This is a genomic window from Aeromonas lusitana, assembly GCF_002812985.1.
Taxonomy (GTDB): Bacteria; Pseudomonadota; Gammaproteobacteria; order Enterobacterales; family Aeromonadaceae; genus Aeromonas; species Aeromonas lusitana.
In genome coordinates, this window is the sequence record NZ_PGCP01000009.1 from 58,963 (window position 1) to 73,387 (window position 14,425).

General features: G+C 60.9%; 12 protein-coding genes. 4 read left to right on the forward strand and 8 right to left on the reverse strand.

The genetic code is table 11. From position 1 onward, the window contains the following. Positions 1-12: 12 nt before the first annotated feature. The 5 genes from rnk to CUC44_RS07150 all read right to left on the reverse strand — a co-directional run bounded on the left by rnk (position 13) and on the right by CUC44_RS07150 (position 5,117). A complete protein-coding gene (gene rnk, locus CUC44_RS07125) occupies positions 13-408 on the reverse strand; it encodes a nucleoside diphosphate kinase regulator (RefSeq protein WP_100859283.1) in 396 nt (131 codons plus the stop codon). 374 nt (positions 409-782) lie between these two features. Further along, positions 783-1,517 (reverse strand): substrate-binding periplasmic protein, encoded by a 735-nt coding sequence (locus CUC44_RS07135; protein WP_100859284.1) that lies wholly within the window; start codon positions 1,515-1,517, stop codon positions 783-785. Positions 1,518-1,598: 81 nt separating this feature from the next. Further along, positions 1,599-2,282, reverse strand: coding sequence for a hypothetical protein (locus tag CUC44_RS07140; RefSeq protein ID WP_100859285.1), 684 nt, complete (start codon positions 2,280-2,282; stop codon positions 1,599-1,601). A gap of 52 nt (positions 2,283-2,334) precedes the next feature. After that, entirely contained in the window at positions 2,335-3,702 is a 1,368-nt protein-coding gene (locus CUC44_RS07145) for an alkaline phosphatase (protein ID WP_425266298.1), read from the reverse strand. A 23-nt stretch (positions 3,703-3,725) separates the two neighbouring features. Then, positions 3,726-5,117: an alkaline phosphatase gene (locus tag CUC44_RS07150; protein ID WP_100859287.1), complete on the reverse strand. Its 1,392-nt coding sequence runs from the start codon at positions 5,115-5,117 to the stop codon at positions 3,726-3,728. Positions 5,118-5,447: 330 nt separating this feature from the next. Here CUC44_RS07150 and ylqF point away from each other — a divergent pair, with 330 nt between their 5' ends. Together ylqF and CUC44_RS07160 are read left to right on the forward strand one after the other, a co-directional pair. After that, positions 5,448-6,398 carry a ribosome biogenesis GTPase YlqF gene (gene ylqF, locus CUC44_RS07155; protein WP_100859288.1) on the forward strand — a complete coding sequence of 317 codons (951 nt, stop codon included), beginning with the start codon at positions 5,448-5,450 and terminating at the stop codon, positions 6,396-6,398. 468 nt (positions 6,399-6,866) lie between these two features. Continuing rightward, positions 6,867-8,015, forward strand: coding sequence for an MFS transporter (locus tag CUC44_RS07160; RefSeq protein WP_100859289.1), 1,149 nt, complete (start codon positions 6,867-6,869; stop codon positions 8,013-8,015). 168 nt (positions 8,016-8,183) lie between these two features. On the opposite strand, the gene CUC44_RS07165 is transcribed toward CUC44_RS07160, so the two are convergent. From CUC44_RS07165 to dinG, 3 genes are all read right to left on the reverse strand, one after another. Next, complete coding sequence (locus CUC44_RS07165) at positions 8,184-9,080, reverse strand: histone deacetylase family protein (protein ID WP_100859290.1); 897 nt, start codon at positions 9,078-9,080, stop codon at positions 8,184-8,186. A 68-nt stretch (positions 9,081-9,148) separates the two neighbouring features. After that, a complete protein-coding gene (locus CUC44_RS07170; RefSeq protein ID WP_100859291.1) occupies positions 9,149-9,808 on the reverse strand; it encodes a YccT family protein in 660 nt (219 codons plus the stop codon). A 157-nt stretch (positions 9,809-9,965) separates the two neighbouring features. After that, positions 9,966-12,038: an ATP-dependent DNA helicase DinG gene (gene dinG, locus CUC44_RS07175; RefSeq protein WP_100859292.1), complete on the reverse strand. Its 2,073-nt coding sequence runs from the start codon at positions 12,036-12,038 to the stop codon at positions 9,966-9,968. A 386-nt stretch (positions 12,039-12,424) separates the two neighbouring features. On the opposite strand from dinG, the gene CUC44_RS07185 reads away from it, so the two are divergent. Together CUC44_RS07185 and CUC44_RS07190 are read left to right on the forward strand one after the other, a co-directional pair. Then, the gene (locus CUC44_RS07185) at positions 12,425-13,546 is read left to right on the forward strand and encodes a porin (protein ID WP_100859294.1); all 1,122 of its coding nucleotides are present in this window, start codon (positions 12,425-12,427) and stop codon (positions 13,544-13,546) included. A 216-nt stretch (positions 13,547-13,762) separates the two neighbouring features. After that, positions 13,763-14,425: hypothetical protein (locus tag CUC44_RS07190; RefSeq protein WP_167388820.1), on the forward strand; the 663-nt coding region annotated here is incomplete at its 3' end.

Consider the following 14,425-nt stretch of genomic DNA (forward strand, 5'->3'; position numbering starts at 1 on the left):
CTGCCATGCCGGTTAGCGGTGCAGCTCGCCCGCGCGCTCCGGCTGATAGACCACTTCCAGGATTTCGACCTGGATGGTGCGACCGGCGGGGCCTGGCCAGGCGATGCTGTCACCGACTTTCAGGCCGAGCAGGGCGCTGCCGACCGGGGCGAGTACCGAGATCCTGGACTCGTCACCCAGCACATCCTTTGGATAAACCAGTGTGAGGCAGAATTCGCTGTCGCTATTTTGCATTTTAAAGCGAACTGTGCTGTTCATGGTCACCACGTCCGGCGGCATGTCGGCGGGTTCGCGGATCTCGGCGCGGTCCAGCTCCTCTTGCAGGGCCAGGTGCTGGGGGTGGTTGCCAAGCAGTTGTTCGATACGGTCCAGATCCAGGCTGGAAATCACGAGATGTGGCTGTTTCATAGGGTATTCCTTATCAATGGCTGACAGGACCAGGATGACGGGCAAGCTGGTCGGAAAAGGTGGTACGGATTGTCAAAAATAGATCGCAAGCGCGATGCCCCCGAGCGACTCGCGCAGCGGGGCGAGGGCGGGGGCTCAGCGGGGTGTGAGCAGACTGGAAAAAATCATGAGCGCTTTCATGTGGATACCATAACCATTCCAGACGGCTTTGGCAATTGCCCCAGCCGGGCTCGGAACCTGCCCACGATCTTGCTGCGAGACCGTGATCAAGGCTCATGTGCTGCTCGGAATCCTCATTTATATCTATAAACTCCGGTTCCTGCGCGGCTCTTCACCTTGTTGACGACCTCTCGCGACAGATTGTGAACAGGTTCTCAGGGCGCCTGATAGTCGTACTGCTTGAGGATGCGAGCCAGGGTGCCATCTCGCTGCATCCCCTCGATGGCCTGACGCCAGCGCGAGGCCTCTTTGGGAGGGAAATCGGGGTGGGCGGCGAGCTGGATGGCGGTCTGTTGCAGGGTCTCGCCCCGCACCAGATCTGTGAGGGGCAGACCGGCCTGCTGCTGGGTGTAGCGGGCGGTATTCCAGGCCACGGCCCAGCCCTGGATGCGCCCGAGCGCCAGCTTGTTGGCGTTGCTTATCTCCTCCGTCACCGCCTCCTCCCGCGCCTTGGGCAGCGGCTGACTCAGGCTCTGGCCATAGGAGCCGCGCATCACCCCGAGCGCCAGGGTCGGCAGCTCATAGCGGGTGAGCGGCACTGGGTGGTGGTCGCGGTGGCTGACCAGCACGAAGGCCTCCTCCAGCAGGGGGGTGACCCAGAGAAACTGGGCTGTCCGCTGGGGACTCTTGACCGGGGGTAACAGCAGCACGTCGGGGCGATGACGGGTCTGGCTGAGGGCGCGGGCCAGCGGCATCAGCTCTATGGTCAGCGGCTCGTGCAGGCGACGCGCCGCCTCTTCCAGCACCTCGATGGCCATGCCGCTCGGTGCCCCTTGCTGGCTGCGAATGACATAGGGTGGCACCTCGGCCGCGATCAGGGTGACGGCGTGGGCCCCATGGGCCGCCAGCCAGAGCGGCACGATGAGAAAGAGGAAGGCGAGAAGGCGCATAGGGAGCCGGTCAGGGGATGGAGCCTGGCAGTGTACCATCCCGCCGGCCCGGATCCGCCAGCCCCATATAGATAAGGGAGGTCAGTCAAAGAAATCCCGCAAGTCCAGGCTCTGGTAGCCATCGAGTTGCTGCCAAGGCAACTGCTTGGGCAGTGATTTGGGGGTCACCTCCATCCGGTAGCTGCGATAGCCGTCCAGGCTCGCGGACTCCACCACCAGGGGGATCTGCCACTGGCTTGACCAGAGGATACGGGTGCGCTGCTTGCCCTCGCGTTTTTCATACCAGCGCGCCTGGGCGGGGGCCGCTTCATCCAATGCCGTCATGCCCTGCAACAGGGCCGGATCCACCAGGTAGCGGATCTTGTCCCAGTCCGGGGTGAAGCCGACCTGGCCGTACTCCTCCGTAGGGACCTCCACCAGCTGGTTGTGCCAGGCATCGGCGTAGCGCAGTTGCAACCCGCCATCTTCTCCGTGCGTGACCCAGCGCGCCGCCATCTGGTGGGTGAAGTGTTTGTGGCCCGGGTTGGCGTCATGGGTGGCGTGATAGGCGCGGGCGAGAGGCAGGGGGATGAGCCGCTGGCTCCACACCTGATCGCCGACCCGCATCCACTTCTCCTGCCAGTGGCTCTCCCGGGCGATGCCATCGGCACCCGTCACCCGGTTCTGGTAGCTGATGCGGGTGGCGAGATCCGGGACGTCGTCGAAATGGGCCTGGACCATCAAGGGGCTGGCGAGCAGCCAGAGAGGAAACAAGAGTCGAATCATGGTTATCGCTCGAAAGAGCAGGGACCAGCGCTGATCCGCTGGCCCCTACCGCTTACAGGCCGAGCGCCTCCCGCAACTTGCCGAACACCTTGGTGTTGTCCAGCGTGCCCTTGAAGCGGTTGCTGCCGGCGCCGCCGGCGAACAGCATGACGTCGCCGCCGCCGTGGGTCTCTGAGCTCAGCTTGACGCCGGTCTCTTGCAGGTAGTCATCCGCCATCACCTGATCGCTGGTGAGAGTGGGGCGAACATCCGGGCGATTGGGGCCGTTGCCGAACACGAGCGTGGTGAACGGCTTGCCGTCCGCATCGTTCTGGGTCGAGCCATCCTCATTTTTGACCAGATCCAGCACCTTGTTGCCCTTGGCTGAGTAGCCGTTGATGGTCATGGTGTGGTCGTGATCCGCCGTCACCACGATCAGGGTGTTGCTCAAATCCACTTTGCCGAGCGCCGTCTTGACCGCCTCGTCCAGGGCCACCGCATCGGTGAGGGAGCGTTTGGCGTTGGTGGCGTGCAGGGCGTGGTCGATGCGGCCCCCTTCCACCATCAGGAAGTAGCCCTGACTGTTCTGGCTCAAGAGATCGATCGCCTTGGCGGTCATCTCGGACAGAGACGGCTGGGTATTGGCGGCGCCCTTGGCGACCCGGTCCAGCTCGTAGTCGAGGTGGGACTTGGCACTGAACAGACCCAGCACCTTGCCGCTGCCGACCTTGGCGAGATCGGCCTGGGTGGTGACGTACTGATAGCCTTGGGTACGAAGCTCCTGGGTGAGATCCCGGCCATCGGCGCGGCCCCCCTTGTTGCTGGTGCTGTAGGGTGTCCAGTGGTTGGCGCCGCCCCCCATCAGCACGTCTACGCCATCACCGAGCGCCGCGTTGAAACCGGCGCCGCCCGGCACCGCCTGCTCGGCGATGGCATAGGCCGCATCCCGGTGGCAGATGTGGGAATAGGTAGCCGCCGGGGTGGCGTGGGTCAGCTCTGTGGTGGTGACGGCGCCAACGGCTTTCCCCGCCGCCTTGGCCAGCTCGAGTATGGTGGGCACAGGGGTGCCGTTGTCGCTGGCGCAGTTGTTGACCCCCTTGTTGCCGTTGGCATCCTTGCCGGGTGCCACGGCTTTGGTGTCGCTGCTCATGGCGATCACCTCGTTGTTCATCTTGACCCCCGTGGTGTAGGCCGCCATGGAGGGGGCCGAATCCGTAGTCTGGGCATCGTTGGAGAAGGTCTTGATGCGGGCGCTCTGGGGCAGCTTCATCATCTCCAGATCCCCCTCTTCCCCCACCTTGAACAGGCGAGTCGCGGTGAGCACTGTGGGGCCCATGCCGTCACCGATAAACAGGATCACGTTCTTGGCATCGCCGGCCTGGGCCTGGGGCAGACTGCCCAGAATGCCGAGCAGGGCGGTGCATACGAGAGTTTTGTTCATGCTTGTTTTCATCTGAATGTTCCTTACAGCTTGGCTGCGGCCTTGACCTTGCCAAACACGGCTGTGTTGTCGAGAGAGCCGTGGAAGCTGTCCGCTCCCTGGCCGATGGCGCCGAGGAAGACGTCGGTACCGCCGTGGGTTTCGTTACCTATGTCGCCCGTGCTGACCACCACTTCCTGGTGATAGTCGTTGGCCGAGACGGTGGCGTCGTCGAGGGCAGCCACGCTGCTGCGCGGACCCTCCACCCGGTTGTAGCCGTTGCCAAAACCTATGATGGTGTAGGGCATGCCATCGCTGTCCTTGCTGGGTTCGCCATCTGTGTAGTTCTTCACCAATCCGAGCACGCCCGGGTTGCTGGGGGTGGTCTTGCCGGTGCGTTTGGCGTAGCCGTTCAGCACCAGGGTATGGTCGTGATCGGCGGTGACTAGGATCAGGGTGTTCTTGAGCTCGGGGTCGGTTTTCTTGACCTCATCGATGGCGGCCTTGATGGCGTCGTCGAAGGCCAGGGTGTCCTGCAGGGCGCGTTTGGCATTGGTGTCGTGCAGGGCGTGATCGATGCGGCCCCCTTCCACCATCAGGAAATAGCCCTTCTCCTTGCCCTTGAGCTGCTTGATGGCAGCTAGCGTCATCTGGCTCAGGGATGGCTCGCTGGCGGGCCTGTCCAGGTCATATTTCATATGGCTCGAACCAAACAGTCCCAGCAGCGGCTTGCTGGCATCGGCCTGGTTCAGCTGCTCCAGATTGCTGGCAAACTGATATCCCTTGGCCTGCATCTCCGCGATGAGGTCGCGGCCATCGGTACGCTTGCCCTTAGCGGCGGTGGGCAGGAAGAAGCTGCTGCCGCCGCCGAGCACCACGTCCAGCCCCTCTTTCAGGGCCCCGTTGTAACCGGCGCCGCCCGGAACCAGCTGGGCGGCGATGTCTGCCTCCAGATCCCGGTTGCAGATGTGGGCATAGGTGGCGGCCGGGGTGGCGTGGGTCACCCGGGTGCTGGTGACGATACCTGTGCCGCGGCCATCGGCCTTGGCCAACTCCAGCAGGGTGGTGACCGGCTTGCCGGCGCTCTTGCTGCAGTCGGCTTCCTGAGTGGCGTCACTGTCCATGCTGATGACGCCGTTGTTGCTCTTGACCCCCGTCATGTAAGCCGCCATGGAGGGGGCCGAGTCGGTGACCTGGGAGTCGTGGGAGAAGGTCTTGATAAAGGCCGTCTCCGGCAGTGTGTCTATGGTGAGGCTGCCCTCTTCACCGACGCCGTAGATGCGGGCCGCGGTCAGGGTGTTGAGGCCCATGCCATCCCCTAAGAAGAAGATCACGTTCCTGGCGCTGGGTTCGGGGGGGTTGCTGTCGTTCGTGGAGTTGCAGCCGGCGGCCAGGGCGGCGCCGATCATCAATGCAAGTCCTGCCATCTTTCTCATTGGGGTTCGCTCCTTGTAAAACCTGAGCGCAGCCTAGAGGGGCCAGATGACACTTTTAGTGGAATTGGATGACAATCCGATGAAGGTGTCATCTAAATGTTATGTTGTATCAATCACTTATTGATGATGACTATATCACTTGATGGCGCTTGGCATGGCGATCCGGCTCGGGTCCGCGGCTTGGTGGTTTGCGCTGCTCGGGCTAGAATGGCCTGTCAAATTGGGGCGCCAACGGGTAAAATGCGCCCCCTTGCGACGCCAGACGTCCGCCATCGCTCGCCGCTCGTTCCCGCAAGCCAGCGCCCGCAGCCCTTACAGAGAGTCACGGATATGTCCATCAACTGGTTCCCCGGCCACATGCACAAGGCCCGCAAAGAGATTGCCGAGGTCATGCCCCAGGTCGATGTCATCATAGAGATGATCGATGCCCGCATCCCTTTCTCCAGTGAAAACCCCCTGGTGCCCGAGCTGCGTGGTGAGACCCCGGTGATCAAGGTGCTGAACAAGGCGGACCTCGCCGATCCCGAGATCACCGAGCTGTGGGTGGCGCACATGGAAAAAGAGAAAGGGATCAAGGCGTTGCCCCTGACCCAGCAGGAGCCGGAGAAGATCAAGGCGCTGCTGACCCTGTGCCACGAGATGCTGCCTGAGCGAAACTTCGACCTGCGCGGAGTGCGCGCCATGATCATGGGCATCCCCAACGTGGGCAAGTCCACCCTGATCAACACCCTGGCGGGGCGCATCATAGCCCGCACCGGCAACGAGGCGGGGGTGACCAAGTCCCAACAGCGGATCAAGCTCGACAACAACGTCATCCTGACCGATACCCCGGGCTTCCTCTGGCCCAAGCTCAACCCGCCCTCCTGTGGTTATCGGCTGGCTATTACCGCGGCCATCAAGGACACTGTATTCGACTATGCCGACATCGCTATGTTCGCCGCCGATTACTTCATCAAGGCGTACCCTGAGCGGATCAAGGCACGCTATCAGATTGCGGACTTGCCAGAGACCGAGATAGAGCTGCTGGAGCTCATCGCCCGCCAGCGCGGCTTCGTGCGCAAGGGGGGCCTGGCGGATCTGCACAAGGCATCCGAGATCCTGATCAACGAGTTCCGCGCTGGCTTCTTGGGCCGCATCTCTCTGGAGACCCCGGAGATGGTGAGCGTCGAAATCGTGGAAGCCGAGGCCGAGGCCGAGCAGAAGGCCAAGGAAAAGGCCGAACGGGAAGAAGAGCGTCAGGCTCGCGCCCGTCGCAAGTACGCCAAGAAGCGCCAGAAATAGCCGCTATTGTGTAGGTGCTAATGAAGAGGCGACCCCAGGGGCGCCTCTTCTTTTTATGGCGTTCAGGGTCAGAACAGGGGCCAGGCAAGACAGCGGTGCAACTTGGCCGACACTATGGCGCGCCTCCTTGAACGGAGGAGAGGTGCAGCGGAGCCGCAGCTGTCAGTCGTACCGGTCGCCGTCACAGGGTGCTTTGTGTTTGCCCTGCCTGCTCGCGGAGTAACAGCAGTACGTATTGACTCCGATGTCTCGGCTGGCACTTTTAACAGGAAAAGCTCTGTCGGGGCAGTTAAATACCCCGTCAATCAAGAAGATAAACTTGACGTCGAGTGGGCATTTCGCAGTGAAAAGAAACGGCTAAAACCCCTGGATGAGAAAAAGCCGCTTGGGCCATGTCAGGCTGATTGACAATGGTGTTGGCGGTGGCATGATGCGCTCGCATTTTGCCTCTCCTCACGGTTTTTACCCATGACTACCTACACCCGGCCAGTGCTGCTTTTGCTCTGTGGCCTGTTGCTGCTGACCCTGGCCATCGCGGTGTTGAACACACTCGTACCGCTCTGGCTCGCCCATGAAAAATTGCCGACCTGGCAGGTGGGCATGGTCAGCTCCTCCTATTTCAGTGGCAACCTGCTGGGGACCCTGCTCGCGGGAGCCTTGGTCAAACGTGCCGGGTTCAACCGCAGCTACTACCTGGCCTCTCTGATCTTTGCCGCCGGCTGTGTGGGCTTAGGCATCACCCTGGGGTTCTGGAGCTGGCTCGCCTGGCGATTCATCGCCGGCATCGGCTGCGCCATGATCTGGGTGGTGGTGGAGAGCGCGCTGATGTGCAGCGGCACCTCCCACAATCGGGGCCGCCTGCTGGCCGCCTACATGATGGTCTATTACGTGGGTACAGTGCTGGGGCAACTGCTGGTCAGCAAGGTGCCGACCGGCCTGATGGAGGTGCTGCCCTGGGTGACGGCTCTGGTGTTGGCGGCCATCTTGCCACTGCTGTTCGCCCGTATCGTGCACGAGCGCGGCGAGTCGCAGGCCACCACCCTGGTGTGGCCCATGCTGCGCCTGCGTCAGGCCCGCCTCGGCGTCAACGGCTGCATCATCTCCGGCATCGTATTGGGGTCTCTGTATGGCCTGATGCCGCTCTATCTGAACCATCAGGGGGTGAGTGATGCCAGCATCGGTTTCTGGATGGCGGTGATGGTGAGCGCCGGCATCCTGGGGCAGTGGCCCATCGGTCGCCTGGCGGACAGATTCGGGCGTTTGCAGGTGCTGCGGGTGCAGGTCTTTGTGGTGATCCTGGGAGCCATGGCGATGCTCGGCAACGCGGCCATGGGGCCGGCGCTGTTCATCCTGGGGGCTGCGGGCTTTACGCTCTATCCGGTAGCCATGGCCTGGGCCTGCGAGAAGGTCGAGCACCATCAGCTGGTGGCGATGAACCAGGCGCTGCTGCTGAGCTATACCATAGGCAGCCTGCTCGGTCCGACCTTTACCGCGCTGCTGATGCAGCACTACTCGGATAAGCTGCTGTTTGTCATGATAGCCGGCGTCTCCCTTGTCTATCTGCTGATGCTGCTGCGCAAGATGGGCGAGCATCCGACGCCGGTGGCCCATGCCTGATGGCCACCGGGCAGCAGTGAACAACGAATAACTCCGCGCACTGGCCACCCTTATCCATGGGGATAGGCTCAGGACATCACCATTGTGCTTTATAGAAAGAAGAGGCGACCCTGGGTCGCCTCTTCTTTTTGAGTTTTGGGAAATCATCTGCACGTGACGGCGCAAGGGCTAGCCAAAACGGCGGCGCGCCTCCTCGAACAGGGACAGGTGCAGCGGGATCAGTGTTTGCCAATCGCGGCGGTAACCACCGCCCGGCACGGCGGCGATGGCCAGCCCATGCTGCTTGGCACAATCGAACACCATGGCGTCCCGCTGGCGCACGCCCCCATCACTCAAGGCGAGGTAGCCGAGCTCATCGGCCTGATGCACATCCACCCCGGCCTGATAGAGGATGAGATCCGGGCCGTAGAGGCGCAGCGCCAGAGAGAGTGCCTGTTCCAGGGTGCTGAGGTAGGCATCATCCTGCATGCCGGTGGGGAGCGGGAAATCGAGATGGGAGGCGGGCTTGTCGCGGGGAAAGTTGTGCTCCCCGTGCAACGAGAGGGTGATGATGTCACGGCTGCCGGCGCACAGGGCCGCGCTGCCATCTCCCTGATGGACGTCAAGATCCAGGAGCAGCACACGTTCGCAGCGCCCCTCGTCGAGACAGGTCTGCGCCGCTATCACCAGATCGTTGAACAGACAAAAACCGCTGCCAAAGTCCCGGTGCGCATGATGGTAGCCACCGGAAATCTGCAGGCCGCAGCCGTGCTCAAGGGCATGACGGCTGGCGGCGATAGTGGCCCCGACCGAGTGCAGGGTACGCTCGATGAGTTGCGGCGACCAGGGAAAGCCGAGCCGGCGGATGGCGTCCTGGTCCAGAGTGCCGGTGAGGGCGGCATCCACATAAGCAAGGTCATGGACCCGCTCCAGCTGTGCCCGGCTGGCGGGGCTGGTCAGGGTGAGCGGATAGCCTTGCTCCGAGAGCTCTTGGTAGAGGGCCTGGTACTTGGCAAGGGGAAAGCGGTGACGCTCGGGCAGCACCAGGGAGGAGTAGCTGTGGTGATGAAAGATGCGCAGGGACATGAGGTCTGGGTCAGTGAGAAATGAAAAAGGGGAGCCAGGCTCCCCTTGTTACTGGCACTCGAGCGCCATTACTGCTGCTGGATCACCCAGATCTGGAAGGCTTTGCGGGTCTCCGCATCGGCCTTGTTGTACCAGGTCTGCAGCTGGGTCAGGGCTTCCGGATTGCTCTGGGCCTTGCTCGGTGCCACTTCCACCGGGGCGCTGACGGCTGCCATCACGACGGCGCTTGAGGCTGCAACGGTTGCGGGTTGGTTGAAGGCCTTGCCCATCTTCAGCAGCTCCTGCTGATAGTCACGGGTCAGCTGGAAGCCACCCACGGTCGGCATGATGAACTGCTCGGTTTCCAAGGCCTGGCCGGTGGTCTTGTCTTTGAGGACCACCTTCTGATCCTTGACGAAGCGCTTGGCTTCGTCTTCCTTACGGGGCTTCTTGAAATCGAGGAACAGCTGCTGGTTGTCAGCGGCGGTGAAGTTGATCACCAGAGGTTCAGCTGTGACCACTCTGGTCTCATTACGATTGGAATAGTTGCCTTCGAAGGCCACAACGACCTGATGCTTGCCAGCACTCAAGGGGAAGACAGTGGTTTTATCGAGCAGCTTGGGATTGATGGATTCCCCATCGATCAATTGCACAACGTAAGGGGTTGTTATTTCCAGTTGGCTATCAGCCAGGGCGCTACCTGCCCACAACAGACCAGCCAGGGCCGGTACCAGAACAGTCAGTTTCATTTCATCTCCTTTGAACAGTCAGGCGAGTGCCCACTGAAAAATAGGGGGTCATTTTTACAGGTTTGCCGCACAGCGGCAATAGGTGTTTAGGGCGTCTCTGACGGGGTGGGCAGCCATTTTTCTCGTGGGCAAGAGGGCTGGCAGCGAATTGTATTGCCTATTCCACCCGCCGGGTGAAGGGGGGCAGGGCGTCGAGCAGCCCCTTGCCGTAGCGCTTGGTGAGCAGGCGCCGGTCGAGTATGGTCACCCGGCCCCGATCGGCCTCCTTGCGGATGAGGCGGCCACAGGCCTGAATGAGTTTGCGAGAGGCCTCCGGCACCGTCAGTTGCAAGAAGGGGTTACCGCCACGCTGCTCTATCCACTCGGCGGTGGCCTCTTCCACCGGGGAGTTGGGCACCGCGAACGGCAGCTTGGTGATCACCAGGTTGGTGAGGTAGTGGCCGGGCAGGTCCAGCCCCTCGGAGAAGCTGCCGGTGCCAAACAAGATGCTGGCCTGACCGCCGTCGCATTTTTGCTTGTGCAGGGTGAGCAGGGCATTGCGGGACGCTTCCCCCTGCACCAGTAGCGACAGTCCCTTGGCCCTCAGTCCCACCGCCACCTCGTTCATCTGCCGGTAGGAGGAGAAGAGCACCAGACTTGCCTCCTTGCCCGCCAGCAGACGGGGAAGAGTATCTATCAGCTCCTGGGTAAAGGCGGGTGCGCTGGGCTCGTGGCTCATCTTGGGCAGATAGAGCTCGGCCTTGTGGTAATCGAAGGGGGAGCGCAGGCGCAGATAACGGGTGCCGTCGTGCTCCTTCAATCCCACCTGATGGCGGAAATAGCTGAAGGAGGAGAGGGCGGTGAGGGTGGCCGACACCAGCACGGCGCCGATGCAGCGGGACCAGAGCCACTCCTCCAGCAGATAACCCACTTCGATGGGGGAGGCGTGCAACCAGATGTCGCCATCGTCGCTTTTGGCCATCCAGCGGGCCAGCGGTGTCTTGCCGGTGGGCACATGACGGCTCAGCATCTCCCACAGGGCGCAGAAACTCTCCAGCCGCTGCAGGTGAAAACCGCTCTCCGCCAGCAGAGGCTCTGCATCTTTACGACGGATCTCGCCATCCTTGAGCGCCTCGCCGATGGCCCCCTGCATCCTGTCCAGCGCCCGCAGCGCCTTCTTGCTCGCCTCTTTCAGGTTCTCCGCCAGCATGGGCAGGGGATCCGGCAGCACCCCATCGGCAAAGCGGTGGTGCTGTTCGCTGCCAAAGAGATGATCGTTGCCGGCGAGCCACTGCTCCAGCGCCTTGAGATCCGGCTGCAGGGAGGCGAGGGCATCCTGCAACTTGAGCTGGGGGTCCAGCAGGCTCTCCTTGTTGAGGGCCCGGGCCAGCTTGCCGGCACTTTGCACCAGCTTCTCCAGCCAGCGGCGTGATCCCTTGATACTGGCCGAGGCCGCGCCGTGATCCCGGGCTATGGTGGGCAGATGATGGGCTTCGTCCAGCACATAGATGCACTCGTCCGGGGGAGGCAAGATGATGCCACCCCCCATGGTGAGGTCCGAGAGCAGCAGGGCATGGTTGACCACCAGCACGTCGGCGGCGTCCATGTCGTTGCGGGCGCGGTGGAAGGGGCAGTGCTGATGGTGACTCAGAGCCTTGTTGCAGCTGTGGCGGTCGGCGGCAATCCTGTCCCAGCAGAGATCCGGGATGGGCTTGGGCCAGTTGTCCCGGTCACCATCCCACTTGCCCTCGGTATAGGCCTGCCACAGGGCCTGGTAGCGCGTCTTGTCGGCATCCGTCGGCTTGTGTTTGCTCAAGCTCCCGAAATCCAGCTCGAAGTTTGCCATCTCGGCGCCATTGGCGGCCTGCTCCAGCAGATGCTCGCAGCAATAGCGCTGACGCCCCTTGACCAGCATGAACCGAAACGGCAGCTCGGAGTGTCTGTGGTAGAAGGGCAGGTCCTTGTGGATCAGCTGCTCCTGCAGGGCGACGGTGGCGGTGGAGATCACCAGTTTTTTCTGGGTGAGGCGCGCCACCGGAATGGCGCCCTGGGCATAGGAGAGGGACTTGCCGATGCCGGTGCCTGCCTCGGCCACCAGGATACGGCGAGCCCTGTCATATTCACCGGTCAGCGTCTTGGCGATTTCGGCCACCAGGAAATTCTGCTCCTTGCGCGGCACAAAACCGGGTAAACCATCGGCAATTTGTCGATAGGTATTGCGAATGGCGGCTTTGAGACGGGTAGATAGCATGAAGGAGTCGTGACCATGTCCGAGATGAATGACAACAGGATACCCGCAACAGACAGGCGGGGTCGAGGCAAGGAGAAACGGAGCCAGTCACCCAGGCTCTGCATTTATATGCTGGGGACTCAGAACGGTGCAATAAACCACCTGAAAAGGACGGTTTGGGCAGTGACTATCACTGTAAACGTTTTCCCTGGGCGGGGCGAACAATGTGGGATACGGCTCACAAAATTTTTGCTTTGACTAAGCATTTCGCAAAAAGTTCCAAGTTTTTTCGTTGCGGATTGGAAAACCCGATGATAGTCTCGGCCCCATAGTGATGCAAAGAACATCGCTAACACAGGGAATAACAAGGACTTAGTGTTTAATTACAGTAGGCATTGGAAACAACTATGAAAAAGACAATTCTGGCTATCGCAATCCCGGCTCTGTTCGCTTCTGCCGCTAACGCCGCAGTCGTTTATGACAAAGACGGTGTGACCTTTGATATTTATGGCCGTGTTCAGGCTAACTACTACGCAGACCACAACCAATCCGTCGGTGCAACTGATGGCTCTTGGGGTTTCAGTGACACAGGTACTCCTGAGTTCACTCCGGGTACTGCTGCACATTACTCCGATGTTGATGGTGAAATTGTTGGCTCCTCCCGTCTGGGCTGGTCCGGTAAAGTTGCGCTGAACAACACCTGGTCCGGTATTGCCAAGACCGAGTGGCAGGTTGCTTCTGAAAACTCTGACAACAAGTTCAACTCTCGTCACATCTACGTCGGCTTCGACGGTACCCAGTACGGCAAGATCATCTTCGGTCAAACCGACACCGCGTTCTACGACGTGCTGGAGCCGACCGATATCTTCAACGAATGGGGCGACGTAGGTAACTTCTACGACGGTCGTCAAGAAGGTCAGGTCATCTACTCCAACACCTACGGTGGCTTCAAGGGCAAACTGTCCTACCAGACCAACGATGACGTAGCCGTCAAGGTTACCGATATCGGTCAGAGCATCACCGAGAAGGCTGTATACGGCAAGAACGTTAAGCGTAACTACGGTTATGCAGCTGCCGCCGGTTACGACTTCGACTTCGGTCTGGGTCTGAATGCTGGTTATGCTTACTCCGACCTGGAAAGCACTACTTCTACCGCTTCCGGTGACAAGAAAGAGTGGGCTTTGGGCGCACACTACGCCATCAACGGCTTCTACTTCGCCGGTGTTTACACCCAAGGCGACCTGAGCTATGACACCACTACTGGTGGTGACAAAGACAAGGGCCGTGGCTACGAGCTGGCTGCTTCTTACAACGTTGACGCCTGGACCTTCCTGGCCGGTTACAACTTCAAAGAAGGCAAGATCAACTCTAATTCTGCCAATGCTTCATACGAAGACATCGTTGACGAGACCCTGCTGGGCGTACAGTACAACTTCACTTCCAAGCTGAAAGCGTACACCGAGTACAAAATCCAGAGCATCGACAACCTGGACGACGAGTTCACTGTTGCCCTGCAATACAACTTCTAATCCAGTCTTGAGACTGAGTTAGTGAGTAAACGGCCAAGCCTAGCTTGGCCGTTTTGTTTTATATGCAATTAACGCATTGATTGTATAACTCTTTTCCCTTTTCCTCTGGCGCTGCGCCACATCACGTTGTCTCCCTTTTCTCCTTGGTTCCGGGCCGCTAAATCGCTAGATTATCCCTTTCGTTGAAACATGATCGACCAACAGGGAAGCACAGGCTTGATCGATTTCAGTCACCCCGAATGGCGGGCGCTGGCTCAGCAACTGCTGAAGGACACCCCCTTGCCCGTCCGTGGTCGCCAGTGGCAGCCCCTCATCGGCATGCTCAAGGACAACCAGCTGCTGCTCGCCCTCGGCAACCATCGTTATGAGCTGACTCCGGCCGGCCGTCGTTATCTGACTCGCGAACTGATGCTGGCCGAGATGGCTTGCGCCCCCCCAGAACCGGAGGAGTGGCTGCAAGCCAACGGCTGGCAACTGGGTGAGAGGGTGAACGAGCGGGTGCTGGCGGCGCTTTATCGCAAGGGGGAGGGAAACTTCAGCCCGGTGGAGCAGATCAACTTCGAAGACAAGGGCATCCACTTGTGCCGTGATCAGGTCCTGCGGCTACGCGCCTCCCGCCCGTTCAGTCTGTTTTTCAGCGGCGGCACCCTGCTCGATGCGGCCCCCTGGCTGCAGAGTCTGGGGGAAGTGGCGCTGCCCGTGCGCACTTTGGGGGGGCTTGGCAAGGTATTGTGGGGGGAGGGGGAGTTCCAGCGGGTGATCAGTACCGATTCCATCGGCGCTTTTGCCGAGCTGGCCCTGCCCGTCGATGCCCTGCTGGTCTGGCTCCCCCCGGACGAGCCCGGCGCCTTGCAATCCCTGGCTGCCGCCCTGCCTCCC

Excerpts from the sequence above, each read along its gene's own strand:
- rnk (WP_100859283.1), bottom strand. The coding sequence starts at position 408 with ATGAAACAGCCACATCTCGTGATTTCCAGCCTGGATCTGGACCGTATC.
- CUC44_RS07135 (WP_100859284.1), bottom strand. The coding sequence starts at position 1,517 with ATGCGCCTTCTCGCCTTCCTCTTTCTCATCGTGCCGCTCTGGCTGGCG.
- CUC44_RS07140 (WP_100859285.1), bottom strand. The coding sequence starts at position 2,282 with ATGATTCGACTCTTGTTTCCTCTCTGGCTGCTCGCCAGCCCCTTGATG.
- CUC44_RS07145 (WP_425266298.1), bottom strand. The coding sequence starts at position 3,702 with ATGAACAAAACTCTCGTATGCACCGCCCTGCTCGGCATTCTGGGCAGT.
- CUC44_RS07150 (WP_100859287.1), bottom strand. The coding sequence starts at position 5,117 with ATGAGAAAGATGGCAGGACTTGCATTGATGATCGGCGCCGCCCTGGCC.
- ylqF (WP_100859288.1), top strand. The coding sequence starts at position 5,448 with ATGTCCATCAACTGGTTCCCCGGCCACATGCACAAGGCCCGCAAAGAG.
- CUC44_RS07160 (WP_100859289.1), top strand. The coding sequence starts at position 6,867 with ATGACTACCTACACCCGGCCAGTGCTGCTTTTGCTCTGTGGCCTGTTG.
- CUC44_RS07165 (WP_100859290.1), bottom strand. The coding sequence starts at position 9,080 with ATGTCCCTGCGCATCTTTCATCACCACAGCTACTCCTCCCTGGTGCTG.
- CUC44_RS07170 (WP_100859291.1), bottom strand. The coding sequence starts at position 9,808 with ATGAAACTGACTGTTCTGGTACCGGCCCTGGCTGGTCTGTTGTGGGCA.
- dinG (WP_100859292.1), bottom strand. The coding sequence starts at position 12,038 with ATGCTATCTACCCGTCTCAAAGCCGCCATTCGCAATACCTATCGACAA.
- CUC44_RS07185 (WP_100859294.1), top strand. The coding sequence starts at position 12,425 with ATGAAAAAGACAATTCTGGCTATCGCAATCCCGGCTCTGTTCGCTTCT.